The organism is Bradyrhizobium sp. USDA 4473 (genome assembly GCF_054063335.1).
Genome location: NZ_JBSSGE010000001.1, coordinates 3205345 through 3230772, shown reverse-complemented (window position 1 = coordinate 3230772; position 25428 = coordinate 3205345). Strand labels below are relative to the sequence as shown.

General features: G+C 59.6%; 19 protein-coding genes and 4 pseudogenes. 4 read left to right on the top strand and 19 right to left on the bottom strand.

Annotated elements, in window-relative coordinates; genetic code table 11:
• From hypF to ACVW17_RS15110, 18 genes and pseudogenes are all read right to left on the bottom strand, one after another.
• The gene (hypF, locus tag ACVW17_RS15195) at positions 1 to 2256 is read right to left on the bottom strand and encodes a carbamoyltransferase HypF (RefSeq protein ID WP_456797376.1); all 2256 of its coding nucleotides are present in this window, start codon (positions 2254 to 2256) and stop codon (positions 1 to 3) included.
• Positions 2253 to 3212 (bottom strand): hydrogenase nickel incorporation protein HypB, encoded by a 960-nt coding sequence (hypB, locus tag ACVW17_RS15190; protein WP_456797375.1) that lies wholly within the window; start codon positions 3210 to 3212, stop codon positions 2253 to 2255. The genes hypF and hypB overlap by 4 nt, the downstream gene beginning before the upstream one ends.
• On the bottom strand, positions 3212 to 3553 hold the full coding sequence (hypA, locus tag ACVW17_RS15185) for a hydrogenase maturation nickel metallochaperone HypA (protein ID WP_456797374.1): 342 nt from the start codon (positions 3551 to 3553) through the stop codon (positions 3212 to 3214). The genes hypB and hypA overlap by 1 nt, the downstream gene beginning before the upstream one ends.
• The gene (locus tag ACVW17_RS15180; RefSeq protein WP_456797373.1) at positions 3546 to 4637 is read right to left on the bottom strand and encodes a hypothetical protein; all 1092 of its coding nucleotides are present in this window, start codon (positions 4635 to 4637) and stop codon (positions 3546 to 3548) included. The genes hypA and ACVW17_RS15180 overlap by 8 nt, the downstream gene beginning before the upstream one ends.
• Positions 4634 to 5356, bottom strand: a complete 723-nt coding sequence (locus ACVW17_RS15175; RefSeq protein WP_456797372.1) for a hypothetical protein — start codon at positions 5354 to 5356, stop codon at positions 4634 to 4636. Before ACVW17_RS15175 ends, ACVW17_RS15180 begins: the two co-directional genes overlap by 4 nt.
• A complete protein-coding gene (locus ACVW17_RS15170) occupies positions 5353 to 6216 on the bottom strand; it encodes a hydrogenase expression/formation protein (RefSeq protein WP_456797371.1) in 864 nt (287 codons plus the stop codon). Before ACVW17_RS15170 ends, ACVW17_RS15175 begins: the two co-directional genes overlap by 4 nt.
• Positions 6213 to 6659, bottom strand: a complete 447-nt coding sequence (locus ACVW17_RS15165; RefSeq protein ID WP_456797370.1) for a hypothetical protein — start codon at positions 6657 to 6659, stop codon at positions 6213 to 6215. Before ACVW17_RS15165 ends, ACVW17_RS15170 begins: the two co-directional genes overlap by 4 nt.
• Before the next feature lie 197 nt (positions 6660 to 6856).
• Positions 6857 to 7147 (bottom strand): HypC/HybG/HupF family hydrogenase formation chaperone, encoded by a 291-nt coding sequence (locus tag ACVW17_RS15160; RefSeq protein WP_456797369.1) that lies wholly within the window; start codon positions 7145 to 7147, stop codon positions 6857 to 6859.
• Positions 7148 to 7162: 15 nt separating this feature from the next.
• On the bottom strand, positions 7163 to 7744 hold the full coding sequence (locus ACVW17_RS15155) for a HyaD/HybD family hydrogenase maturation endopeptidase (RefSeq protein WP_456797368.1): 582 nt from the start codon (positions 7742 to 7744) through the stop codon (positions 7163 to 7165).
• Positions 7745 to 7755: 11 nt separating this feature from the next.
• Positions 7756 to 8478 carry a Ni/Fe-hydrogenase, b-type cytochrome subunit gene (gene cybH / locus ACVW17_RS15150; protein WP_456797367.1) on the bottom strand — a complete coding sequence of 241 codons (723 nt, stop codon included), beginning with the start codon at positions 8476 to 8478 and terminating at the stop codon, positions 7756 to 7758.
• The gene (locus ACVW17_RS15145) at positions 8468 to 10258 is read right to left on the bottom strand and encodes a nickel-dependent hydrogenase large subunit (RefSeq protein WP_456797366.1); all 1791 of its coding nucleotides are present in this window, start codon (positions 10256 to 10258) and stop codon (positions 8468 to 8470) included. Before ACVW17_RS15145 ends, cybH begins: the two co-directional genes overlap by 11 nt.
• A gap of 13 nt (positions 10259 to 10271) precedes the next feature.
• Entirely contained in the window at positions 10272 to 11372 is a 1101-nt protein-coding gene (locus ACVW17_RS15140; RefSeq protein ID WP_456797365.1) for a hydrogenase small subunit, read from the bottom strand.
• 344 nt (positions 11373 to 11716) lie between these two features.
• A pseudogene (locus ACVW17_RS15135) lies at positions 11717 to 12980 on the bottom strand (serine hydrolase domain-containing protein).
• Between the two features lie 110 nt (positions 12981 to 13090).
• Positions 13091 to 13777, bottom strand: coding sequence for a molybdate ABC transporter permease subunit (locus tag ACVW17_RS15130; protein WP_456797364.1), 687 nt, complete (start codon positions 13775 to 13777; stop codon positions 13091 to 13093).
• Between the two features lie 1125 nt (positions 13778 to 14902).
• A pseudogene (locus ACVW17_RS15125) lies at positions 14903 to 15884 on the bottom strand (PDR/VanB family oxidoreductase).
• A gap of 11 nt (positions 15885 to 15895) precedes the next feature.
• A pseudogene (locus ACVW17_RS15120) lies at positions 15896 to 16649 on the bottom strand (GntR family transcriptional regulator).
• A 3-nt stretch (positions 16650 to 16652) separates the two neighbouring features.
• A pseudogene (locus ACVW17_RS15115) lies at positions 16653 to 17704 on the bottom strand (aromatic ring-hydroxylating dioxygenase subunit alpha).
• 238 nt (positions 17705 to 17942) lie between these two features.
• A complete protein-coding gene (locus ACVW17_RS15110; protein WP_456797363.1) occupies positions 17943 to 18227 on the bottom strand; it encodes a helix-turn-helix transcriptional regulator in 285 nt (94 codons plus the stop codon).
• A 1025-nt stretch (positions 18228 to 19252) separates the two neighbouring features.
• Between ACVW17_RS15110 and dctA the strand changes: the two genes are divergently transcribed.
• The gene (dctA, locus tag ACVW17_RS15105) at positions 19253 to 20575 is read left to right on the top strand and encodes a C4-dicarboxylate transporter DctA (RefSeq protein ID WP_456797362.1); all 1323 of its coding nucleotides are present in this window, start codon (positions 19253 to 19255) and stop codon (positions 20573 to 20575) included.
• 71 nt (positions 20576 to 20646) lie between these two features.
• Here the strand turns inward: dctA and ACVW17_RS15100 are convergent, their stop codons facing one another.
• Entirely contained in the window at positions 20647 to 20967 is a 321-nt protein-coding gene (locus ACVW17_RS15100) for a hypothetical protein (RefSeq protein ID WP_456797361.1), read from the bottom strand.
• A 505-nt stretch (positions 20968 to 21472) separates the two neighbouring features.
• Between ACVW17_RS15100 and ACVW17_RS15095 the strand changes: the two genes are divergently transcribed.
• From ACVW17_RS15095 to ACVW17_RS15085, 3 genes are all read left to right on the top strand, one after another.
• On the top strand, positions 21473 to 24145 hold the full coding sequence (locus ACVW17_RS15095; protein WP_456797360.1) for a PAS domain S-box protein: 2673 nt from the start codon (positions 21473 to 21475) through the stop codon (positions 24143 to 24145).
• Positions 24142 to 24819 carry a response regulator transcription factor gene (locus ACVW17_RS15090; protein ID WP_456797359.1) on the top strand — a complete coding sequence of 226 codons (678 nt, stop codon included), beginning with the start codon at positions 24142 to 24144 and terminating at the stop codon, positions 24817 to 24819. The genes ACVW17_RS15095 and ACVW17_RS15090 overlap by 4 nt, the downstream gene beginning before the upstream one ends.
• A 94-nt stretch (positions 24820 to 24913) precedes the next feature.
• A complete protein-coding gene (locus ACVW17_RS15085) occupies positions 24914 to 25300 on the top strand; it encodes a response regulator transcription factor (protein WP_456797358.1) in 387 nt (128 codons plus the stop codon).
• Positions 25301 to 25428 lie beyond the last annotated feature (128 nt).

Sequence of the window (25428 nt, the reverse complement as noted above, 5' to 3'; positions counted from 1 at the left end):
TCAGGCTACTCCTTCCAGGGCTGCAGACCGCTCAATGATCTGCAGAGCGGCAATCCAGGCCTGGCCGAGGCTCAAACCTCCGTCGTTGGGCGGCAGCTGTCGTGGCACCAAAGGGGTGAGGCCTGCGCTGCGGCAACCGCGCTCAATTTCATCCGCCAGCACCGCGTTCAGAAAGCAGCCGCCGCTGAGAACGATGGTCTTGACGCCTGTTTTCCGTGCAGAGCGCCTGACCCAGTCAATGCAAGCGGCGGCAAAGGTGCCATGAAACAGCCCGGCTCCATCCGCTGCTTCGATCTTGTCTGCAATCAACCGCGCAAATAGCGGACGAAGCGATAGCACGCCGCGGTCGATGGTCCAGCCGGCATGGAAAATCGCAGTTCGCCGCACCAACGCCTCGAGCTTCATCGCGGCTTCGCCCTCATAACTCTGCACACATGCGACCCCCAGCAGCGCCGCCGCGGCATCGAACAACCGGCCCGCGCTGGTCGTGGTGGCCCCACCCGGCTGATCGAGCAATGCCGACATGCGCTCAGCCTGCCGCTGCGCAGCAAAGCGATACCCGATTTCGTTACCCCGACCGAGCGCCTGCAATATTGCGCTTGCCATACGCCACGGCTCGCGCGCGGCCCGCTCTCCACCAGGCATTTGCAGGGGCGCGAGATGCCCGATGCGTCGATACCTTGTTCCTTCGCACAACAACAGCTCGCCACCCCAGTTTCCGCCGTCGGAGCCGAAGCCATGACCGTCGAGCACCAGGGCAAGCGCGGGTCCGGCATGGCCATGCTCAGCGATGACGGCGGCAGCGTGGGCGTGGTGATGCTGAACGGCGACAAGGGCCCGGCCGCTTGCTTCCGCAAAGCGGGTCGACGCCATATTGGGATGCAGATCATGGGCGATGGCGACCGGCTCCACATCAAGGGTCGATATGAGGTGCCGGATCGTCTCCTCGAACACACGGATGCCTTCTGCCGTATCGAGATCGCCTATGTGCTGGGAGACGAAGGCTTCGTTGCCCCGCGTGACGGTGACGGTCGATTTCAGCGCACCGCCGACGGCGAGCACGACCGGCACAGACCTCGCAAGCCGGATCGGTTCGGGGACATAGCCACGTGCGCGGCGTACGAATTGAGTCCGGCCGGCCACCACCGACAGCACGGAGTCATCGGCACGTGTCAGGATATCGCGATCATGGGTCACGACAAGGTCCGCAATCCCTTCGAGCCGCCGCAGCGCCTGCGCGTTGTCGATCACGAGCGGTTCGCCGCCAGAATTGGCGCTGGTCGCGACGATGACCGGGTCCGGCCCCGCAAGGCACGCTGCTGTCGCGCGAAGCGCATGAAAGATCAGGTGATGCAGTGGCACGACCGGCAGCATGACACCAACGCGCGACAAGCCAGGAGCTATGGCGGGCGCCAGATTGTTGCGCGAAGGCAGAAGGACAACGGGACGTGCAACGGATTCGAGCATCGCAAGCTCGGCCCCATTCGCTTCCGCGATTTCGTTGACCAGTTCTGTGGAACCGATCATGACCGCGAACGGCTTCTGAAGGCGCTGTTTTCTGCTGCGCAAACGCTGCACGGCATCCTGGTTGCGTGCATCGCAGAGCAGTTGATATCCGCCGAGCCCTTTTATGGCCACGATTTGGCCGCCGGCGATCGCCGCGACAATGGTGTGGATCGCATGGCTGAGCCGAGGACCGCATGTCGGACACGCGATCGCCTCCGCATGAAACCTGCGGCTCGATGGATCGGCATATTCGGTCGCGCAGGCAGCGCACAGCCTGAAAGCTTTCATGACCGTGTTGTTGCGATCGTACGGAAGCTGTTCGGCGATCGTGTAGCGCGGACCGCAATGGGAACAGCTGACGAAGGGATAAAGGTAATGGCGATCTTCCGGATCGAACAGCTCACTGAGGCATTGCTGGCAGGTCGCGGCATCGGCAACGATCCGCGCTGATGACTTGCCACCTTCGCTCGTGCCGATCGAAAAGCCTTCTGCCGCGAGCGCCCAAGTCTGCTGAACGCGGATGTGGTCGATGCGTGCCAGTGGAGGCGGTTCGATCGGCAAAGCGGCGACAAACTCGGGCGCGCGGCGACCCTCGACTTCGATGGTGACGCCTTCGGAGTTATTGACGACAAACCCCGCTAATCCGTACCGCGTGGCGAGGCGATAAACGTAGGGGCGAAAGCCGACCCCTTGCACGGCCCCGCTCACGCGCACGCGCAGCCGTGTTCGGTCACAGGTGGCGACGCTCATCGCCTCGTGAGCTCCGAGGCGCGCCTCTGATGCGCTGCCTGCTTATCGATCCAGGCATAGAGCCTGCCAAAACCCTCGCCGGTCCGCGCCGAAACCGTGAGTACTTCGATTTTCGGATTGACGCGTCTTGCATATTCGATGGTCTTGCCCAAATCGAATTCAAGCAGCGGCGCCAGATCAACCTTGTTGATCAGCATGAGTGAAGAAACGACAAACATATCCGGATATTTGAGCGGCTTGTCTTCCCCCTCGGCGGTCGACAACACGACGATCTTGCAGGCCTCGCCAAGATCGAAGGCCGCGGGACAGACCAGGTTACCGACGTTCTCGATGAAGAGGATACCGCAAACGAGCGGCGGCAGGCGGCGATAAGCCTCGCCAATCATAGCAGCATCAAGATGACAACCCTTTCCGGTATTGATTTGAATGGCTGGCACGCCGGTCGCGCGAATGCGTTCGGCATCGTTCGAGGTCTGCTGGTCGCCTTCGATGACCCCGATCGGACGGCTGCGCTTGAGCTCGGACACGGCGCGGACCAGTAGCGAGGTCTTGCCTGCACCGGGACTGGACACGAGATTGAACACGAGGAGCTCGTCGGCCGCGAAGAGCGCGCGGTTATCCGCCGCGATCCCGTCGTTCTTGTCAAGGATGTCGCGCCCGATCTGAATCACCCGCTCGCGGCTCATGCCCGCGACCTTCAAGCCAGCCGGGCCGGCGCTGCCGCCGGGAAGCGCCTGCCCAGCGTCCGCCTTCCGACGGCTAGGATGATGATCGTGATCATGGCTGCGGCGTGCATGGTTTGAATCCTGTAGGTCCTGGCCGTCATGCAGATGCGCGTCATGGCGACCGCGATCGTCCTGCACACGAGGATCGTAGCGAGCGCGGCCTTGCGCATCATGCGGTTCGGAGGGCTGGGGCAACGGAGTTCCTTCGATGCAGCCGCATACGCCACACATCAGTCGATCTCCAGCTCTTTCACTCGCATCTCTTCGCCTGCAGTGACCTGCAATTGATAGCTACCGCAACAAGGGCAACCTTCATCGCGCCGCGCAATCTCGACGCTCTTCGAACAGCTCATGCACCAGGCCTCGCCGGGACGTTCTATGATTCTAAGAGCCGTGCCCTCGGCAATGGTCCGCATTGCGACGACAGCAAAACAGAACCTGATCGCTTGCGGTGCGACATGGCTCAAGGCCCCGATCTCCAGACAGATGCTCCGCACCACCGAAAACGATCGGCGATGCGCTTCTTCCTCGACGATTTCGATGATGCTCTGACAAAGCGCCATTTCATGCATCGTCAACTTTGCGAAACTTGAGCGTGAATCCGACGCAGGGATCGAGCGATTCGATCACCGCGCGAACCGCTTTCCGATGCCGTCTCGCCGTCAGCTCCGCGCCCAGCAGATTCCGAACAAGCGGTCCGCTCCTATGGAAATTCCATTCCGTCGGAGCAAGAAATTCGAAGCGGTATATCTGGCCCCGAGGATCAAGCTCAACCGCGTGATAGAGCCGGCCCCTGGCGCATTCGACCGCGGCCGCTGCACGTCCAGGACCTAGCCTGTAGCTTTCGATGATCCCAGGCTCCGCTGCGTCGATATGAGCACCGGACTTGAGCCAATCGCATAGCCGAACGATTTCTGCAATTCTGGCCTTCAGCCGCTCGACCGCACCCGAGCGCCCCAGCCAGAGCCGGTCACGGGTCATTTGGCGCGCCCAAGGACCCGTCTCGGGCGCACGTCCCCCAAGTTCGGGACAATGGCAAAATGTCGGATCGTCGCCGAGCAGCCGTTCATTGATGTTGCGGTCGTCGGCGACGGACAAGAACGCGTGCGCGATCCGAATGGACTTCAAGTCCATCTCATCAAGCGCCGCAATGCAAAGCGCGGAGGGGCTACCGGGCCTCGGTGCACCATCTTCATTTGACATGCCAAGGGCCGCGAGCGCAGCAACAATCTGCGCTATGGCTTCGCGTCGAGCGGAGCCGCGAGCTGGCTGAGCGCTACCGACGAGCACGGACAATCCCCGGATAAGGGACCGGATCGCCGCCGCACTGACGTTCGGCATAGGCTGCCCGACAAAGAGGGCCCGCAGCAATTCTGAGATGCGCTCGGCAACGACCAGGATCATACGACGCTGCTTTGTCGGGAGGATGATCTCTTGGTCACGCGCCGCCTCGATCGCGGACAACAATGCGGTTTGCTGCGCAGCCGCGCATAAGGTGAAGAGCTGCGGCAGTGCCCTGAGCAACGATGATGGCGGTTTGCCGGCGAACCACCGCGCCAGCGGCGGCCTGGCTCGCGGCAGGATCTCGACCGCGGCTATGACGTCGGCAGCAAGCGATATGGTGATATCGATTTTGTTGCGAGCGATAAGGCTCATACGCGCCGCTCCGGCATCATCTCGCGCAAGAAACACAGGCCATCAATCAAACAGAGACGTGATGCATGGAAATGATGCTGCACCCGGCGATCGTTCGGCCACATCATGGCACGGACCGCTGCTTCGGCAACTCCGCCGCCCATGGCTTTGCGTGCGGGAATCGCGGAGAGCAGGAAGCAACAGGTACCCGAGCTCAATGACCCGATTTCGCTGAAAGGAATTTCAATGTCGCCGAATCGAACTGAGCGGGGGTGCGAACTCTGCCCAGCGCGCCACGGGCGGGCGCCGTTACCCAGGCAGACGGCCACCTTCATGGCCCAAGGCCCGCCCGTTGCGCAATCGTGCCTGCCTTCTGCGCGTGCGAAACCCGATCGTTTCGACTTTCGACGCGGATCGTTCACGACCGATCGCGTGCGTATGGCTCGATCGGCGGTATCACGATAGGTTGCTACCGGCATCTCGTCAGACGCCGACACATCGAAGTGCTTGCACCTGCGAAAGTCCTGTTCCGACTCAAGCATCACCTTCAGCCGACGCGAAGCTGGCTTTGGACCTACGAAAGCCGAAGAAGCTTTTAATTTTTCGCGCGCAACGCGCTCGTGCAGCGGTCTGCGTCGACATCGTTCTCCGGTCGCCGCGCGCGATCCCGCTAACGCCACGTTGCGCGCGCGCCGGCTGCGAGAACCGACCAGGCCCCAAACAGTCTCCAGGCTCTTCATGCGCCGTAAGCCTTCATGATTTCCTGCAGACGTTCGGCAGAATCCTCGAAATCCTCGTCGGCAGCCAACGCGACAATCGGCGCGCCGCCGACCTCCAGTGTGTCGAGAATGATGGTGTCCATAGAGTTGAAGAACTGGACCGCCCAGACATTGCGGATCCCGGTCGCCTGCACTCGGCATGTGCCGTAGCCGCGGAAGATAAGTTGGACCGGACCGTTGCCCAGGCTTTGCTGCAGAAACGCCAGATCAACTGCGTTCATCGGCAGCAGTGTCAGATTGATGACATGCGCGCGCATGCCATGCCGCCAGACGCGGGCCCGCTCGCGTATTTCGGCGAGCACCGGCAACACGTTCATTGCGCCGTCCGGCACCGCACCGATCACCAGATTGGTCGACGTCAGGTCCGTTGCGGCGCGTCGCACGATCTGCGGGATCGCCCCGATCTCAAGGTATTCGTGCGCCGGTTCCGTCCCGATGCGCACGCGCCAGATTCCCGCAAGCACGGACTCCTGGATTTCGGCCAGAGAGCCATCTGGTAGCGCAACGAAGCCGGCGACTTCGCCTTCCCCGAGCACTTCGGCAATCAGCTTGCGCTCGGGATCACTGAGATCCGCGAGCCAATACAGTTGCGTGCGTGCGTCGCTCTTCTGGCCGCGAGCGGCAGCAGCGGCGTTCGATAACAGAGCGATGGCATTGGGACAGTTTCTTGCAAGCTCGCCGCCATCGCGCCAAGCGCGCTCGGCGAGCGCCCCCACAGCCGTGGGTCCGCCATGGATGACGTCAAGACTCTCCGCATCCCCAGCAAACTCGCTCATTGCCGGCGCAGCGCTTTCGTCTCCGTTTCGGGCGGCGGATTTCATGATGCGACGTTCCGGTGAACGTGCGGAGTGGCAATGCTATTGGCGATCCAGGCGCTATCGGCTTGTGGTCGTATGATCGATGCCGACGCGGGGGCGATCTTGACCAAACGGACCCGACTCTTACCGACCAGGCATAGTGGACCGCGCTGAGGGCATTCGATCGGCTTCGGCAGGCCACGCTGGCCGAGCCGCCGGCCCGGTGCGCTACGGGCGCCACGCGCGGTTACGACCCATTGCACCGGCAGCCCGAGCGCCTTGATCCGTTCAGAAAGCGCGGTTGCGACGTGGATGGCCCAGCTTGAATATAAGGGGCCCGCTGCCGACGGCAGCTCCACGCCTCCCTTCCCGGGATCCTGCCGGGCGACCTGATCATGGGCGCCCACTCTCTCCACCTCGGACAGACCGGGCCGCGCCAGATCGTGCTGAGCCGGCTGGAACTTCATCAGACGCCTTTCTGACAATCTTCTGGTTCTTCTCGGCGAGGTATTAGCAAGGCACATGCCAATCATCGTCTCGCTGCGACCGCATTCGCGACCGGATCAGCCGCCGTCAGCGCTTGACATTTGTTCCGTAAAGGTTGCGCACAACTGCAAATCGGTTCGTGAGCAAGGGCCGGCAACGCGATGTCCGCGCGCGGCGTTTAGCGTAGATGGTCGGGCAATTTCGGCTCGTGACCAATCAAGTCCGCAAAGAAGCGATCGCAGTTCTCGCCGTCGAGGCTGGCCTGGAGCCCGTCGAGTGCTTCCGAGATCCGGCTTGCTTCATCCTCCTCCAAGAGCCGGACCGCTGTGTCGATATGGACGAGCACCTTGGCGCCGACCGTCGTGTCGGAGAGCAGCACGACCGAGACACGCCGCTTTTCATCGCCATACTCGCATAGTGCCGTGATGCCGTCGGTCTCGACAATCGTCATTGGTAAGCCAAGGCACATGAATAACTGCGGCCGCTAGATCGGCTGCCCCCTTTCATAATTGACATGGTCGATACTGTTTCCCAACAACCGTTCTGATGCAGACAACGGCGAGCCTCGCGGTTTTGCCGGTGAGCCCCACTGGGCCAGCAGTTTGCAGGCCAGTTCGATTGCAGGCGTGATCTGAAAGCGCACCGGTGCGGTCAGCGAACCGCCCCAATGCTCCAGGTCCAGCGGCTGACAGCCGATCAGAGCGAGCTCTCGCGGGCAGCGGCCAAGCAGGTCGGCTGCACTCAAGACCTCCTGAAAGCCGGTCTGATGCAGGCTCAGCTTCTTGGCAGCGGCAAATTTCGGCACCTCGTCATCTCGCACGAGCTTCAACTGTCCAGGCGAAAGTCCATAATCGACGGCATCAAACACGATCAGGCAATCGGCCTGCTCGAGAAAACCGACGAGATAGAGCCCCTGCGTGCCACCATCGAGGATGGAGACGTTGTCATCGATGGTGTAGCGACGATAAAACTCCTCTACCACCCGCACGCCGAATCCCTCATCGGCCCAAAGGATATTGCCGATGCCGAGCACAAGGATCCTTTTCTTGTTCTTCGCACTCAGCATCCGCCTCCCAGTCAATCGCGAAACTGACGGTGACCCGAAATCATCGAGGAGATGCTCCGGCCCGACATGATGTCTTCCCGGATCACCGCGTAAACGTGGACCAGCGCAAAGGTCACGATCACCCACAGGCCGAGATGATGCCAGGTATGGACGTCTTGACCGTTCGGCCAGATTGCGAATACCCAGCCGAACAGCTTGTCCAGCCAGTTGTCACGACCGGCGCCCTGCCCGTACAGTGCAAAGCCTGTGACGATCATGAACGTGGTGGTCTGCGTGAACATGAAGAACATCGCGAGCTGCGCCAACCGATTGTGCCCGACGTGCTTTTCGGGCTCAGTTGCGAGGAAGGCGTACCAACGCATTTCGTCGTACACTTCGCGCCAAAAGCATCTGCGCCAGAGAGGCACGCAAAAGATCTGCATGGCATGCGGGTTTCCCATCAAGGCCCAGTAGATGCGCAGCAGAAATCCGACGCCGAGCAAATATCCCGCCAAGAAATGCGCAAAGCGGATGTAGCCGAACAGGAAATTGCCGCTGGCCTTCCCCGGCATTGCCGGTGTGCCAGTTCCAATGAGATAACCGGTTACGCCGAGCACCAGAATGGCCGCCGCATTGACCCAATGCCACACTCGCACCGGCGCTTCATAAACGTAGTCGGCGCCGTGAACAGTCGGCGCTGCATCGACGATGGCAACGGTTTTTGGAGCCTTGTCCAGTATGGACCTAACGTACATTGACCGAAGCCACTTCTTGGCCGGAAGGACTGATCACGTGGGTCGAGCACGCCAGGCACGGATCAAAGGAATGGATCGTGCGCAATATCTCCAAGGGCCGCTGCGGATCGGCGACCGGAGTACCGATCAGGGAGGCTTCAAAAGCGCCAATATTGCCCTGGGGGTCGCGAGGAGAGCCGTTCCACGTCGTCGGCACGACACATTGGTAATTGTCGATCTTGGTGTTCTTGATCTTGATCCAGTGCCCGAGCGCACCGCGCGGCGCTTCAGTGAACCCGTAACCCTTGGCCTCATCAGGCCAGCTCTCCGGCTTCCACTTGCTGACGTCGGCAGTTGCACTATTGCCTGCCTTGATATGGACGATCAGCTTGTCCTGGAAATAGCGCATCTGATGCGTCGCCCACTGGCATTCGAGTGCCCGCGTCGCGGTACGGCCAAGCGTCGAAAACAGCGCGGCCAAGGGAAGATTGAGCCCCTTGAGCAGTCTCTCGGCCGGCTCCTTGAATTCGGCTTTGCCTTGCGCATAACCAATGATATATCGCGCCAATGGCCCGACCTCGACGGCGTGGCCGCGCCAGCGCGGCGCCTTGATCCAGGAATACCTGCCGCCTTCGTCGAGCTCCTTGATATCTGTTCTGCTGCCTTTGACCTTTGCCCCTAGCTCAAAATTTGGCTCGGTGATGCCATCCCAGGGATGCAGGCCGCTGAACTCGCTAGGGTATTTGTACCAGGAATGCGTGACGAACTCCTGGATCTGCTCGGGATCGCCATGGTCGATCGGTAAAATCTCCTCAAGATTGCCGCCAAGAATGACGCCGCGCGGCAGCTTGAGACTTTTCGCGGAACAGTCGTTAGCGTTTTCGGGGATGTCGCCATAGGACATCACGCTTTTGCTAGAAAGCCCGCCGCCATGCAGCCAGTCCTTATAGAAGGAGCCGATCGCTGCGATGTCGGGCAGATAGACCTGCTCGACAAATTCGATCGAACGGTCGATCACCGAGGACACCAGGTTAAGCCGCTCCATATTGATTGCACCGACCGCACCAGTCCCGTCGATGTTGATCGCGCAGGCTACGCCGCCGACCAGCCAATTCGGATGCGGGTTCTTGCCTCCATAGATGGCTTGGATCTTGACTATCTCCTTCTGGAAGTCGAGCGCTTCCAGATAATGCGCCACGGCCATCAGGTTCATTTCCGGCGGTAGCTTGTAAGCCGGATGCCCCCAATAGCCGTTCTTGAACGGACCGAGTTGTCCTGACCCGAAGAATTTGGTGAGCCTGATCTGCAAATCCTTGAAATAGCCAGGAGACGACAGCGGCCAGGGCGAGATGGACTGCGCCAGCGCCGAGGTGGACCTGGGATCAGCCTTGAGCGCGGAGGCCACGTCGACCCAATCCAGCGCGTGCAGGTGATAGAAATGCACGAGATGATCATGCACAAGCAGGCACAGCTGCATGATATTGCGGATCGAGTTGGCATTTTCCGGAATGGCGATCCCTAGCGCATTTTCAACGGCGCGCACGGAGGCGAGCGCATGGGTGCCGGTGCAGACACCGCAAATCCGCTCGGTGAACGCCCAAGCGTCGCGCGGATCCCGCCCGCGCAGGATGACTTCGATGCCACGCCACATCGTCCCGCTCGAAACCGCGTTGCGGATCACGTTGTCCGAATCCAGGTTGGCTTCGACGCGCAGGTGGCCCTCGATTCGGGTCAGCGGGTCGATCACAATTCGCTTGCCGGAACGATCGAGGTTGAACCCATTCGGTGTCTGGACGGCCACCGTCGTCCTCCCCTCAAGTTGGCTTATTTTCATGAGCTGCGCGATCCGGCTTGCGGGTCAATCGCTTCGCGGCCGTGACTGCCGCATGTGCGGCGACGGTTAACCCAACCACGCCGGCAGCGGCCATGCCGATCTGATCGGCGTTCTTCTCGATGCCGAACTGCTGGATGGCCGTGAGCCGGTCGTAGAATGAACCTCTGTCCCAAAAGCCGTCTTCGGAGCAACTGAGGCAGCCGTGGCCGGATTGAACAGGAAATGAAACGCCGCCGTTCCAGCGAAGCGCCGAACAGGCATTGTAGGTGGTCGGCCCCTTGCAGCCCATCTTGTACAGGCAGTAACCCTTGCGGGCGCACTCATCGTCCCACTCCTCGACAAATTGGCCGGCGTCGAAATGCGAACGCCGATAGCACTTGTCGTGGATACGCTCGGAATAAAACATCCTTGGGCGCCCTTGGCGATCGAGTTCAGGAAGCCTTCCGAACGTGGTGATGAAGGTCACGAGGCCGGTCATGACCTCTGCGATGGGGGGGCACCCGGGAACTTTGACGATCGGCTTGTTGGAGATCACCTTGTCGATCGGCACAGCACCGGTCGGATTGGGCCTGGCCGCCTGCACGCAGCCCCAGGATGCGCAGGTCCCCCAAGCAATGACCGCCATGGATGCTTCCGCCATCCACCTGAGCCTCTCAACGAACGGCTTGCCGCCGTCAATGCAGAACATGCCTTCCTCGTTCAGGGGCGGGTTGCCTTCGACGGCAAGCACATACTTGCCTTTATACCTCGCACGGCTTTCCTGCAGGACGGCTTCGGCCTGGTGACCAGCCGCGGCCATGATCACATCGTCGTAGTCGAGTGAAATCATCGACAACAGCACGTCTTTGATCAGCGGATGCGCCGAGCGGATAAAGCTTTCGGAGCAGCAGGTACACTCGAGCCCGTGCAGCCAAATGACGGGTATACGCGGTTTGCTCTCCAGGGCATTGGCAATACTGCTTGCTGCGTGCGGACCAAGTCCGAAGCTCGCGGCCGTCAAACTGCAGAATTTGTGGAAGCTGCGACGCGTGATACCCTGACGTCTGATCACGCTGTAGAAGGTTTCCTCTATCCCGCCCATGAACCCTTCCAAGTGACGCGTCAGTCGTAACGATGCTGACGTTCAGCAGCAAGAAACAGGCCACCGCACAGCAAACATCTAACGGATACCAAGCAGTCGCTTGGGGGCCTTCAGCACGATTGGCAAGCTGGGCGCAAGCTGTGCGATTGACCGCTTGTCGTGCTCACGGTGTCCGGTTTGGACCGTCGACGGTGAAAACTCCAACAATGCATCACAATGGTCGCTGCTGGCGGCGGCAGCGTCAGACTCGCTGCAGACGACATTGTTTTACTCTTATTTTTGATGTCGATCCGCAGCAGCAAGCACCATTTGGCACTCATCGAAGCTGTTCATCGAGCGGAAAGCTATCGAACTATTCCGGCATAAACGATATTCTGGACCTGCTCGCGGTAGTACTTGCGGATCTCTCCGGGCGCGGCCGTTCCGACCACCACGACCAAGCGCTCCTTTGGATCACAGAAAAATTGTGTTCCGTAAGCGCCGGTCCAGGCGAACTCACCTGGACTGCCTGGAACGGCCGAAAGACCCTCGCTTATGCGCACAGCCACTCCGAGCCCGAACCCGAAGCCGGCGCGGTGCGGCTCCACATGAGCGACCTTGTTTTTGATCTCTGGCCCAAGGTGGTTGGAGATCATGTGATGCACAGTCTTGGGACCGAGAATTCGCCGACCGTCGAGCTCCCCGCCATTTAGCAGCATTTGCCCAAAGCGCACGTAGTCACCAACTGTCGCGAATGCACAGGCTCCGCCGCAGTCAAACTTCATCGGACTGTCAAGGAGCTCGACGCTTTGTGGCTTTCCGGTCAGCGGGTCGTCTTTAAACGGACGCGCGAGCCGCTCGCGTTGCGATCCAGACAAGTGAAAAGGTGGCATCCCGCATTCCAATCGGCTTCCACACGTTGCTGAAAAGATACTCGCCCAATGGCTGCTCGCTAACCTGCTCCACGACAGCTCCGAGCACGTCAGTCGAGAAGCCGTATTCGAATTCCGTGCCCGGTTGGTGCGCCAACGGCAGCTTGGTAATGGCTTCGATGAAAGCCTGCTTATCGCCCTTGACCGGCGGAGCTGCGAAATCCGGATAGAGACGCGCCACTTGGTCTGCGCTATCCGGTGGCGCGCCATAGGTGAGCCCTGATGTGTGGCGATAAAGATCGTGGACGTAAATTGGAGAACTCTGCGCTTCGTATTTTAATGAGCCGTCGGGCTGCGGCACTCCCACCTTCATGTCTGCAAATTCGGGATAGTAATCCACAAGTTTGGCCCGCAGAGGCAGGCGACCTTGTTCCGTGAGGGTAAGGCCGGCAGCCGCCACCATCGGTTTGGTCATAGATGCGAGCGCGAATATCGCATCGACCCGCATCGAGGTCCCTTTTTCAGGATCGAGCTGCCCATATGCCTTGTAGTGAATCAGCTTGCCGTCTCTGGCGATTGCAACCACTACGCCAGGCACTCGTTTGGTCGCGATTTCCCGAGCGAAGAAATCGTCCAGTCTGGCAAGGCGCTGGCTGGAAACTCCGACGTCGTCGGCCCTCGCCTCGGGCAAAGGCGCGCAGTGTGCTGAATTGAAGCTGATACCGGCAGCCGCCGCGGCCGCAACGAGTTTGTTCATGGTATCCTCGTTAAGAAAAGGGCCGATCTGACATGCGATACTGCCGCTTGGTTAGGACCGGACATGCTTGGCCAGGACACCGAAGGTGCTTCGATCCGGCTTGCGGCCCCTCATGCACCCCTCCTGGCAGACCGTTTGTCAATGAGGGTTAGGGTGAACATGACCGCAAAGGCGAACATCACCATCCCCCCCGCAACCCAACCTGCCTCGCGCCAGCGCGATGCTTGGACGTAGTCAATGACGTAGGCTGACAACACCTTGGTGCGCCCAGGAATGTTGCCGCCGATCATCATGACGACACCGAATGTGCCGATCGTGTGAGCAAAGCCAAGGATGCCAGCCTTGAGGAACTCCAGCCGCGCCAGTGGCAGGCCGACGGTAATGAAGGCGTACAGCGGAAAAGCACGCTGACTTTCCGCAACTCGCCGCGGCCGGTCGCCCATTGCAACAAAGGCGCTATGGATCGGCTGCACCACCAAAGGGAGCGCCGAGAGGACCGACCCCACCACGATTCCCGCAAAGGTAAATGCGAGCGTGTGCTTGCCCCAAAAAGAGGCGAGAAGCCCGCCGGGTCCGCTCGGGCCGAGCAGGACAAGGACGCAGAAACCGAGCGCCGTCGGCGGCAGCACAAGCGGCAGCGCGATCATTGTCGCGACCGCCTCGCTCAAAACCGTCTTTGAGCGTGCAAGCCACCAGGCGAGCGGCGCGCCAATCACCAGCAGGATCATTGTCGTCACGCAGGCGAGCTCGACCGTAAGCGCAACGGATTGCCAGATCTCCGGCGAAAGGATGTCCATGTGTGTCAGCCCACCGGTGAGAGCACGTCGCCATGCCCGCGCAGGGGTCGCTTGCACGCTTGGCCCGCCGAGGACTCTCGCGCGCATCGCGTTTTGATCGGGTCCAGGCCACACGAACTGGGCGCCGTGCCTGGCTTCGGCTGCACCGCTTGCAGGATGGCGACTGCATCCGTTGTTTCAACTGTCCATCTTCGAGCCACGAGGCGGCTGCGGACCGAAAACATCGTGAACGACGACGGCTCGCGGGTCTCCGCGCCATTCACGACGCCTGACGCCCAACTAGCCGCAGTCGTGAGGTGGATTTCTGGAACCGCAGGAGCATTCTCAACAAGCTCAATGGGGCGAATGCTGTCGCTCGAGCGGAACGCCTGACATGTTGCAGTTTGCGTGCCTTGGCTATCGAGCTTGGTGCTTGCGTTGCCGCTCAACGCGAGCTCGGACCTTCTCGCAGGCTTTGGCGAGGTGGTACGCCTGCCGTCCGGCGTGCGCGATCTCGTGGCGGCCACCACATTTATACGCGTTGTTTCTGCGAGCAACAGCGGCATCGCAAACCTCATCGGAAACTCCCGTGACGGGGCTGCACCGACCGATCGGACGGCGGCAGCCCCTCGCGCGCCATCCAGCAATCCCCGTGCCGCTTGCGAAATGTGGTGCGCTTTGTGCCTAAGCTGAGAAAAACCGACATGGACGCCAGCGTCACTGTGCAGTGAACCCAACCCGCTGTCAGGTTCCCGGCATCTTTGTTCTCAAACAGACAGCGTCGGCGGAATGAACAGGAGAGCTGGCCGCCGACAGATGTCGGCGCTCTGAAATCAATAGATGCAAATCCTCACGTGTTTCCGCACCGAAGTATTAATTGGTTTATTTGTCTCCCGAGGCGAGCGTGTATAAGCGCCGAAGCCCGCTAAAGTCCTTCTGCGAGAATGGACGCGACCGAAAAACAAAGGTTTCGGAGTCCATTTCGTGTTCGGCTTGCGTGTTGCAGAGGACAAAGACAGGAGCTGCCGACCGTCACCCGGCAATCATGCGCGCACTGTTCTATGATAACGGAGCATACCGTGGGACATGCGTTAGTCACCGAGTCTCGGCCAGAACCTGCCGCCCAAAACACGTGTCGCAGCGAATCTATGGCCCGTCCGGGTGGTGCAGTATATCGACCGTAATGGTGCCGCGGGCTCGAGAGACACAGGCACAGGTCTTTTCGTTCGCGTGCTTTTGCTGCTCGCTGAAGAAAACGTCGCGGTGGTCGAGATCACCGTCGATTTCGACGAGATCGATGACGCAGACGCCGCATTCGTCGCGCCGGCAATCCGAAATCACCTCGCAACCAGCCTCATTGAGCACGTCCAGCAATGAGCGATCTCGCGGAATCTCGATCTCAAGAGACCGATCTGCAAGGCGCACCCGGAAACCTTCGGTCGGCAGTGAGCCGCTCGAGCCAAAGGTCTCGTAGCGCAGGTCGGATAGTGCGCGACCTGCACAGGTCCAGGCGCGGCGGGCGGCATCGAGCATCCGGATCGGACCGCACAAGAGGGTAAAGGCGTCGGGCGGCAGCGAGGCGAACAGGCCGTCGAAATCGAGCCGGCGCCCTTCGCTGCCTGGATGGACAATGAGCCGCTCGTGCAGCAAGGGGGCGGGAACGTCCAAATAGACGACTTGCTCACGGGAAGACACTGCATAATGCAGAGTGAAGTCGGCATTGCGACGTGCCAGCGCCTGAGCAGTCCCGATCAGCGGCGTGATACCAATACCGCCCGCGATCAGGCAGTAGTGCCGGGTAAGCCCAGTTAATCGGCAGCAGCGAGGCGGGCGACGTAATTGCGAGCCGCGCGCCTGGCGCGAGCGACCACATGTATTGCGAGCCGCCGCGGAAGTCCTCCGCGCGCCGCGCGGCGATGCGATATCCGACAGCGTCGGCTTCGCCGACCAAGGAATAGGACCTCGTCTCCGGGCGCCCATCGATAGTGACGGCGATATTGATATGGCTGCCGACCGGATAGGCTGCGCCATCAAAGCTTTCCGGTTTGATCAGGAACTCGCGGATCGAAGGAGTCAGATCGCACGTCGCGACGAGCGCTGCTTGTGTCCAGTTTTCAATAAAGCGCATGGAGATTTCCGTTAATCGCCTGCCATCCTGATGAGCGCCAGTCCTGGCAGCAGGTCAGAATGCGTCTTATTCCTGAGCACCAAGCGCAGATCGCGCGCCGCTACTCGCGCGTGCTCGCGCATGATTGCCTCGGCCCGCGCACCTTCGCGGTTTTCGATTGCATCGACCACGACGCGGTGTTGATCTTGCGCAATCAAGAGTGTGTGGCGCGCATCCGGTAGTGTCGATTGGGTCGTCACAAAGCCGCCGGGCGAGGCGAATGGTAGCGCCGACGCGCGATCGACCTGCCGGATCAAGGGCGGACTGCGCGACAATTCGGTCAACAGTGCATGAAAACGCGCATTGAGGGCGACGTAGGAGAAGAACGCCTCGACGCAGATTGGATCCTGCCGAATCAGTCCATCAATCTCGTCAAGACATCCTTTTAGAGGCTCAAGATCGCGCGACGAAACACCGCGTTCTGAAGCAAAACGCGCGGCCAGACCTTCCACGGAGCCGCGCAGTTCGATCGAATCCAGGACATCTCGTTCGGAGAATGCCTTCACCATGAAGCCGCCAGAAGGGATCGCTTCCAGAAGTCCTTCCTCCTCCAGCCGAACCAATGCCCATTCGCACCGGAGTGCGAGATGCGCCGGTCGTCTCCACGGCCTGCAACTCGGAGATCCGTTCGCCCGGCCGCAAGTTGCCCGACAGCATCAGATCGCGCAAGCTGAGCTGGGCGCGTACCGACTGTGAGACGGAGCGGTCATTGTCGCGCTCGACCATGCCCTACTCCGCGGCCTGCCGACCGCGCTGCGGATTCTCGGCCTCGATCATGCGATCTATCAAGCGGCGGGCCCACATCGCGCCGGCATCGATGTTGAGGTTATAGAATAGCCGGTCGGGATTGTCGTCGATCGCGCGCTGCTGCGCCTCGAGAATGACCTCGTCCTCACGGAAGATGCCGGAAACACCTTGGCGAAGTTCGGTGGTCAGGCGCTGTTCGTTCAGGCGATAATTGCGCACGAAGGCCCAGAAATAATGGCAGCTCGTTTCCGTTTCGGGCCTAATGGTATTGAGGACAATACCATTGACGCCAGCCGATCGATCGCCTTCGGGCGCGCCGGTTCCTGCGGGCACCACTCCGACGTCGATATTGATCGTGCACGGCGCCTCGAAACGGATAATTTGGCAGCGGTCCACCGGACCAGGTTTTTGCAATTGCTTGGCCCAAAACGGCGGCGCGGCAATCCCCTTCATCCAGCGCGTTACGGTAGCGGTCTTCTCACCATGGGTGACGTCAAACGGCGCTTCCGTGATGGCGTCATTGACAATGCTGGCGCCATGCACAAAAGTTTCGTGCGTCAGGTCCAATGAGGTTGTCGACAACCAGACGATAGTCGCATTTCAGGTGAATGGTGTGACCGTCGCCGGCCCAAGCGGAATCATCATTCCAGTGCATGTCCGGCACCAGGCCCGGGTCGGCTAGCGCCGGATCACCCATCCACAGCCAGACGAAGCGATCGCGCTCGACCACAGGATAGGCACGTACACACGCAGAGGGGTTGATCGTCTCTTGCGAGGGCATGAAGGTGCAGCGGCCCTGCGCGTTGTATTTCAGCCCATGATAGCCGCAGACGACGCTGTCGCCCTCAAGGCGCCCCTTTTGAGAGCGGCACCAATCGATGCCAACAGGCGTCCTCCAGTGCTGTCACCTCGCCGGTAGCGCGCCGATACATCATGACGTGCTTGCCGCAGATCATGCGCGGCAAGAGTGCCTGCCTCACTTCTGTATCCCAAGCGGCCGCGTACCAGACATTGGTCGGAAAGCAATGGCTCATGCGCCGATTCCTTACTTAGGGACACCACCGGTAGACATTCACTCGAAACAGGCCAAAAAAGTAACGGTTATGCGAGCTTACAGTGAGGTTCTTGTATACAGAAACGGCGACTGTCGTTTCTGCGCGGCCATAGCGAAGCATGCGGTGCGCGCACCAAAACAGCTGCCGCCTGAATTCAGGCTTGCCATCGCGCACATCCGACGGGATCTCGCCCTTGCGCTGACGCGGCCTTGCAGGGCTATCGACGTGGTTCCTGGCCTGCATAGGGACGCAACATTGGGCGTTTCTTAGCCGGCAACACCGTCCCTTTGCCGGGGTCGGACGTCGACGACTTGGTGCCGAGATCGGCCCATGCTCTGAAGTCATCCAGTGCGTAAATGACGCGACCGCCGATCTTTCGATACGCTGGCCCCGTGCCATATGTGCGGTGCTTCTCGAGCGTGCGGCCGGATAGGCTAAGATAACGCGCAGCCTCCGGCGTACGCAGGAACCGCGTCGACAGACCTGACATCGGATCGGGCATTTGAGAACTCCAGGTGAGAGGCTGGCCGCGAGCGGCGGCACTTTGTCGTGCCATCATCATGGAGAAGCGCGCTCTCTGGAGGGATACCGAATATCGAGGAGGCGACTTTCGGCACCCTCAAGTTGAAGGGCACTATTCGTCCCCTGCGCCCTGCCGGCAAGCCTTCTTGTATTTAGCGCCCGCTCCAGCCTACGACATTGGTCAATCACGGCTCGCGGCTGCGAAGAGGTATCTTGCACGGATGGACATCCATCAGGTGATCAGGCGCCATCGCAAGGCGACGCAGAAACGCTCTGCGCAGAAATTCTGCCGAACCCTCCGGTTTCACCAGATCACCACTTCTGTACTTGAGTGCGCGCACCGTCGTCCGATTGTCGCAACTCATTCGAACTCGCCAGTACGTTCGCAGCCGGAACAAATCACATTGGTCTCGTCCTACCTGGCAATGCGGTTAGAAAAAGAACGCTCAAAATGCCAAAGCGGAATGATCGAAGCTCCATCGTGACGCCAAGGCGACCAAACGGCTCAGCGACCGCCCGATGCAGATACGCCTCACGTCGAGCAACCCGCTAGATGTCGCACGCTTCCATCGCATGGATGCTTCCGATCCAAACAATCAACTTTATCAATGAAGCGTACTGTCGCATCAACGTCAGCGGGCGAAGCGTACCGACAACTCCAGGAATTCCATGCCGAGACATGACTCGGGCAATTTGCCAGCAAGACGCGGCGATGATGAGCAACCTTCGCGATCGACCTCACAAATGCCATTCGAAGATTCAAACAGACCTCGTCAGAAGAAAAGCGGCTTGTCTGATAGCGACTCGATCGTCTGGTTGGGCCTCTGGTGCAGATCTTGCTTGACGAAGCGCGATAACGTAACTGAACGCCTGCCTTTGGAATGACGCGCCGGCTGTCGGAACCGTCTTCTATCGGACACGGCTAAAATGACAGCCTCGTATGATGCCGCCGCCTCTCAACGACGCAGCGGCTCGCATGCGGGTGTATTCTGGGAAGGAAACGTCATGACCACCATGGCAACTGCGGTGCCCGCGCGCGCGCCGCAGACTTGGTATAAAATTCTCTACGTTCAAGTGTTGATCGCGATCGTGCTTGGCGCCATCGTCGGCTGGCTGTGGCCGTCGGTCGCGACCAACGACTGGGTAAAGGCACTCGGTGACGGCTTCATCAAGCTGATCAAGATGGTGATCGCGCCGATCATCTTCTGCACCGTCGCGTCCGGCATCGCGCATATCCAGGATGCAAAGAAAGTCGGGCGCGTCGGCATCAAGGCGCTGGTCTATTTCGAGATCGCATCGAGCTTTGCCTTGGTGTTAGGCCTTGTCATGGGCAATCTGGTTCAGATCGGCCATGGTCTTGCGGTCAAACCGGACGCTGCGGCGGTCGCCAATTACGTCAAGCAGGCGGAAGCCTCGAAGACCGTCGACTTTTTTCTCAATATCATTCCCGATACTGTGGTCGGCGCCCTCGCTCGCGGCGATGTTCTGCAAGTGCTCCTGTTCGCGATGCTGTTTGGCTTTTCGCTGATGGCGCTTGGGGAGCGTGGAGAACGGCTGCGCGGCATGATTGACGACGTCGCGCACGCGGTGTTCGGCGTGATCGCCATCATCATGAAAGCGGCCCCGATCGGTGCGTTCGGCGCGATGGCTTTCACGGTCGGCAAGTTCGGGCCGGCGGCGCTCGGTAATCTGATCGGGCTCGTCGTCCTATTCTATGCGACTGCGGCGATATTCGTGATCGTCGTGCTCGGCCTGATCGCGCGGATCGTCGGCTTTTCGATCTTCAAATTCATCATCTATATCAAGGACGAGCTTCTGATCGTGCTCGGCACCTCGTCCTCGGAAAGCGCGCTGCCGCAACTGATGGAGAAGCTCGAGCGGCTGGGCTGCTCAAAACCCGTAGTTGGCCTCGTGGTTCCAACCGGCTACTCCTTCAACCTCGACGGCACCAACATCTATATGACGCTTGCGACATTGTTTATTGCCCAGGCACTCGGGGTCGACCTCACCTTTGGCCAGCAGCTCACGATCTTGCTCGTGGCAATGCTGACCTCGAAGGGGGCAAGCGGCGTCACCGGCGCAGGCTTCATCACACTCGCCGCGACATTGTCAGTGGTCAACCCGGCGCTGGTGCCTGGCATGGCGATCGTATTCTCGATCGACAAGTTTATGAGCGAGGTGCGAGCCCTTACCAATATCACTGGCAATGGCATCGCCGCTGTGTTCGTGTCGTGGTGGGAAGGCGAGCTCGACGACGCTACGCTGCACGCTCGGCTCAAGCAGCACACAGTTTCCACCAGTATCGATACACGAACATCAAGGAGGTAGGCTCCGGGTCTTATTCGTGATTTCAAGGCACGCTCAACCGAGCGCGGCCAGCTCCGTGGTTCGTTCGCAGTTCAAAGCGGCACAGCTGACTTGAACCGCGAGTTGCGCTTTTTTTCGCGGATCTGCGGTTCACACCACTTGCTCCATGTCGCGCGCCAACCACGTTTGAGAATTCCGCGCAAACGAAGTCGTTTTTTGACGGATATTTTTGGCGCGCCGTGACGCGAAAGCTGCCAGTTGTTGAAATGCTGGCGCAAGATTTGCGCGGGGCAACCCAATAAGATTCCGACAGAACCTGCCCGGCCTGACTGACCAAGGTACCGGGTTTGCTCACAAAATAGCTTGGTGCGTGGCCGCTGAGCTTGGTTCTTCCGCCCACTGGCGGCGCTCATTCAGCCATCCGCTTGCTCCGGTGCGCGTTACGACATCGCGTCGGGCTTGGTACCTCACCAGGCTAAGATGGTGTTATCGAACTAACGTCATGGCGCGCCAGGCCTCATCGCGGTCCTTTGGGACGTTGGCGACGACGTGCCTCGTTGTTCAGCGTTAGCATCTTTGTGGAATTGATGAAGTCGTTCGTTGTGCGCGTCATTGGATGGACCTTGGCGCCACGCAGCTGCATTCGTACACAACTCCGGTGCCCGCCTAGCGATTACCGGCCGCGAAGGAAACGGACATCTCCGGCCCGGTTGTACGCGGGTCAGCGCGCCACATTGCAAGGTTTAGAACAAATATACCTACGTTTGTAATGCGCCTTTCTTTGGTACGTGCTGAGTTCAGCTGGAAGCAATCAATTGACCCGGAATATGGCGAGCCTCGCCTGGGCCGAAAGATTTGCCCCATTTTTGACTAAAATGTTATAACTCTCCCGCTGGAGAAAGGCCGGACGGCCAAAGTATGTATAACCAAGTCAATAACTTCAAGCGTTCAGCCGCGCAGTTCACATTCGGCAGCATAACGCTGACGGGGGTGACGTTGGCCTCCTTGTACCTTCAAACACATTTCGCTGCGACGGCGTTCGGCTATCTGCTGGTAATATTGCTGTTTTCGTTGATCGGCAGCTTTATTGCGTCGTCTGCCCTTTCCATCTTGGCTATCGCTGCTTTGGCGTATTACTTTGCGCCGCCAGCATTCAGTCTTGGGATCGAGGACCCCCAAGTTCTTCTGGTGGTTGTCGCCTTCTTTACTGTCTCGATTGTCGGAACGCACCTGATTGGAAAGGTCCGCCAGGAAAGAGAGGCCGCGCGAGAGACTGCGGCCGAGCTCCGGCGCAGCACTGCCGATTTGAAAGATCGTGAAAGGCTGTGGCGCGCAATCTTTGAGCACAATCCGTCCATGTACGTCATGGTCGACGAAGCCGGTACCGTCCTCAACGTCAATACGCTCGGCGCGACACAGCTGGGCTATGCAGGCTCCGAACTGATCGGTCAATCCATCCTGGGAGTCTTTCTGGACGAGGATCGCGCGTTCGCCCGCAAATGCATTCGGACCTGCCTTGAAGATATCGGTCGATCGCAAACTTGGGAGGCCCAGAAAGTTCGGAAAGACGGCTCGGTGTTGTGGGTACGCGAAAACGCCAAAGCAATGCTCTGGGCCGATGACCGACCCGTTGTCCTCATAGCCTGTGAAGATATCACGGAGCGAAAGCGGACCGAGCTTGTCCTGCAGCGAAGCGAAGCACATTTGGCCCAGGCGCAGGAGTTGAGCAATACAGGCAGCTTCGGCTGGAACGTCGCCACCGGCGAAGTCTTTTGGTCAAAGGAGATGTTTCGAATTCTCCAGTTGGACCCGCAGACGGTTCCGTCGCCAGAACTGGTCGTCACGCGCACGCATCCGGACGATAGGGCGTCGGTCCAGGAGATCATCGATCAAGCGATGCGAGATGCAGAAAGCTTCGAGCATGAATACCGGTTACTGCTGCCGGATGGATCGGTGAAGCACATCCATGCGCGGGCACGCGCCACAAGAACCGCGACTGGTGACATCGAGTTCGTCGGGGCAGCGACTGATATCACGGCTGCAAGGCAAGCAGAGCAACAATTACGCCGTAGCGAGGCTTATCTTGCGGAAGCCCAACGTCTCAGTCACACGGGCAGTTGGTCCTGGGACGTCTACGCTCTCGATTTTATCTATCGGTCCGCTGAAGTGGACCGTCTATTCGGCTTCGAGCCGCAAGAGGCCGTATCGATAGAGACCATTCGGTCGCGTATTCATCCAGACGACCTCCCGCGACTTCAGGAAGTGCAGCGTCTGGCCAGAGAAGACAAGGACGGGCACTTCGAGTACGATTTTCGAGTTCTCATGCCAGATGGCTCGATGAGGCACATACATTCCGTTGCCCATGTCGTGGTTGGCGGCGACGGCAATGTCAGCGAACTCATCGGCACACATATGGATGTCACTGAACAATACGCGGCCAGGGAACGTCTGGAAAGCACACTTGCCGCGCTTCGCGAAAGCGAGCAGCGCTTTCGCGACTATGCCGAAACAGCTTCCGACTGGCTGTGGGAGACCGGGCCAGATCATCAGGTGACCCGCTTGTCAGAGCACACCAGCGCTGCGGGGATCCTGGCGACAGGATTGATGGGTCTGCTCCGTTGGGACATCGCGTGCGACGTCGAAGAAGAACCTGAGAAGTGGCGGGAGCACCGGGCGACGCTGGAGGCGCATCTGCCGTTTCGGGATCTGGTCTATCGCACCGTCAATCGGATGAGATCTCCGATCTACGTCCGAACGAGTGGCAAGCCTTTCTTTGACCTCGACGGCAATTTTTTGGGCTACCGCGGCGTAAGCACTGACATCACGGCTATCATTCGCGCAGATCAAGCCGAACAGGAATTACGAAAGGCGCAGGCGGAGCTGGCGCATGTGACGCGTGTAACGACATTAGGAGAGCTGACAACGACCATCGCCCACGAAATCAACCAGCCACTCGCCGCGATTATCAGCAACGCCGACGCGTGCCTTGGTTGGATGAACCGCGAAACCCCCGATCTTTCCGCCGCGCGCTCATCGGTCGAGTGGATAATCGAAGACGCAATCCGAGCAAGCGAGGTGATCCGTCGCGTTCGCGCACTTGCGAAGAAAGGCGAGATCGAGATGCTGCCGCTCGACATCAATGACGTCGTCAAGGACGTCATTGCGCTTGTGACACGCGAGCTGATTAGCCACCAGGTGACACTAAAAACCGATTTGGCGGCAGCGCTACCCGTAATTCTCGGAGACCGGATTCAGCTGCAACAGGTGATCATTAATCTGGTGATGAACGGGATCGAAGCGATGGACGCAGTTACGGACCGGCCGCGCGAACTAGTGATTCAGTCGTCTAGCGACGATATGGGGCACGTGCGGGTCGCCGTGACTGACAGCGGCATCGGGATCGCCGAGAAAGACGCCGACCGAGTGTTAGACCCATTTTTCACGACAAAACCGAGCGGCCTTGGAATGGGGCTTTCGATCTGCCGTTCGATCGTGGAAGCTCACGGAGGGCGTCTTTCGATCGTCTGCAAGCAGGCGCCGGGAGCCACCTTTCGGTTTGACCTGCCGCTGCACAAGGAGATCGTGTCATGAGTGAACGCTCCAACTCCCAGCGCGAAGGCAGCAAGACCGAGGCGTCGGCGCATGCGATCGTCTTCGTTGTTGAAGATGACGCCTCGATGCGTCGGTCGCTTACGAACCTTTTTCAATCCGTGGGCCTGGACGTCGTTGCATTCGGATCGGCCCGAGAAATGCTGCAGAGCAAGCTTCCCGATGTTGTTAGCTGCCTGGTTCTTGATGTCCGGCTGCCAGGCTTGAGCGGCCTTGAGTTTCAGACTGAGCTAGCCAAGGCGAACGTTCATATTCCCATCATCTTCATTACTGGCCATGGCGACATTCCCATGACCGTCAGGGCTATGAAAGGCGGAGCGGTCGATTTTCTCACCAAGCCGTTTCGCGATCAGGAACTGCTGGACGCCGTAGTCGCAGCGACCGAACGCGATCGCAAAAGGCGCGAGGACGAGCAGACCGTCGCGAAGCTGAAGTCCCTATTTGAGACCTTGAGCCCGCGCGAGCAGGCGGTGCTGAAACTGGTCGCTACCGGATTAATGAACAAGCAGATAGCTGCCGAGCTGGGGCTCGCCGAGATTACGGTCAAGATCTACCGTGGACACGTGATGAAAAAGATGCGCGCCCGATCGCTGGCGGATTTGATCAGAATGACTGAGACGCTGGGAATCCGCGGTAACCGTCCTGAGCAAACCTAAGTATGATTTTACAATTTAGCCACTTGAGCCCACTTTTCGCTCAACGGTGGCTAGTGCCTCGGCAGCCGCTAGTCCCGCGCCAGGAGAACCTGTCTTGTCCACGCCTTTGATTTCTGTCGTTGATGACGACGCATCGGTCCGCGCGGCGACGGAGAATCTTCTGAAATCGCGTGGCTACGTCGTTCAAACGTTTGCGTCGGCCGAGGAGTTCTTGAGGTCGCCGCGGTTGAACGAGACCTCCTGTGTAATTACCGATGTTCAGATGCCGATTATGAATGGCTTGGACCTGCTGGCGGAAATGCGGACCCGTGGCTATGGTGTGCCATTCATTTTTATTACTGCCTTCCCCAATGACCGCGTGCGCGCCTCAGCTCTGAGCGCGGGAGCGACTGGCTTCTTAGCCAAGCCCTTCGCCGGACATACGCTGATCGAGCACCTTGATGCCGCACTGGGTGAGAATGGCGACGGTACAGACGCTTGAAACGATCGGCCGGCCGCCAACTTGATATCCGGCCTGGCCGTCTCGCACGAGAGCCGATCTTTGGCCCTGCCCCTGTCATTAAGTTACCATTGGTCCGGACTGGGGCTCTTATTGTGCATTGACCAGTC

What these genes read in the sequence shown, in the direction of transcription:
- hypB (WP_456797375.1), bottom strand. Translation starts at nt 3,212, where the DNA reads ATGTGTGGCGTATGCGGCTGCATCGAAGGAACTCCGTTGCCCCAGCCC.
- ACVW17_RS15130 (WP_456797364.1), bottom strand. Translation starts at nt 13,777, where the DNA reads ATGGACATCCTTTCGCCGGAGATCTGGCAATCCGTTGCGCTTACGGTC.
- ACVW17_RS15110 (WP_456797363.1), bottom strand. Translation starts at nt 18,227, where the DNA reads ATGCCCGATCCGATGTCAGGTCTGTCGACGCGGTTCCTGCGTACGCCG.
- ACVW17_RS15090 (WP_456797359.1), top strand. Translation starts at nt 24,142, where the DNA reads ATGAGTGAACGCTCCAACTCCCAGCGCGAAGGCAGCAAGACCGAGGCG.
- ACVW17_RS15095 (WP_456797360.1), top strand. Translation starts at nt 21,473, where the DNA reads ATGTATAACCAAGTCAATAACTTCAAGCGTTCAGCCGCGCAGTTCACA.
- ACVW17_RS15175 (WP_456797372.1), bottom strand. Translation starts at nt 5,356, where the DNA reads ATGAAGAGCCTGGAGACTGTTTGGGGCCTGGTCGGTTCTCGCAGCCGG.
- ACVW17_RS15155 (WP_456797368.1), bottom strand. Translation starts at nt 7,744, where the DNA reads ATGCTGAGTGCGAAGAACAAGAAAAGGATCCTTGTGCTCGGCATCGGC.
- dctA (WP_456797362.1), top strand. Translation starts at nt 19,253, where the DNA reads ATGACCACCATGGCAACTGCGGTGCCCGCGCGCGCGCCGCAGACTTGG.
- ACVW17_RS15170 (WP_456797371.1), bottom strand. Translation starts at nt 6,216, where the DNA reads ATGAAATCCGCCGCCCGAAACGGAGACGAAAGCGCTGCGCCGGCAATG.
- cybH (WP_456797367.1), bottom strand. Translation starts at nt 8,478, where the DNA reads ATGTACGTTAGGTCCATACTGGACAAGGCTCCAAAAACCGTTGCCATC.
- ACVW17_RS15100 (WP_456797361.1), bottom strand. Translation starts at nt 20,967, where the DNA reads ATGAGCGCCGCCAGTGGGCGGAAGAACCAAGCTCAGCGGCCACGCACC.
- ACVW17_RS15165 (WP_456797370.1), bottom strand. Translation starts at nt 6,659, where the DNA reads ATGAAGTTCCAGCCGGCTCAGCACGATCTGGCGCGGCCCGGTCTGTCC.
- ACVW17_RS15140 (WP_456797365.1), bottom strand. Translation starts at nt 11,372, where the DNA reads ATGGGCGGGATAGAGGAAACCTTCTACAGCGTGATCAGACGTCAGGGT.
- ACVW17_RS15160 (WP_456797369.1), bottom strand. Translation starts at nt 7,147, where the DNA reads ATGTGCCTTGGCTTACCAATGACGATTGTCGAGACCGACGGCATCACG.
- hypF (WP_456797376.1), bottom strand. Translation starts at nt 2,256, where the DNA reads ATGAGCGTCGCCACCTGTGACCGAACACGGCTGCGCGTGCGCGTGAGC.
- ACVW17_RS15180 (WP_456797373.1), bottom strand. Translation starts at nt 4,637, where the DNA reads ATGAGCCTTATCGCTCGCAACAAAATCGATATCACCATATCGCTTGCT.
- hypA (WP_456797374.1), bottom strand. Translation starts at nt 3,553, where the DNA reads ATGCATGAAATGGCGCTTTGTCAGAGCATCATCGAAATCGTCGAGGAA.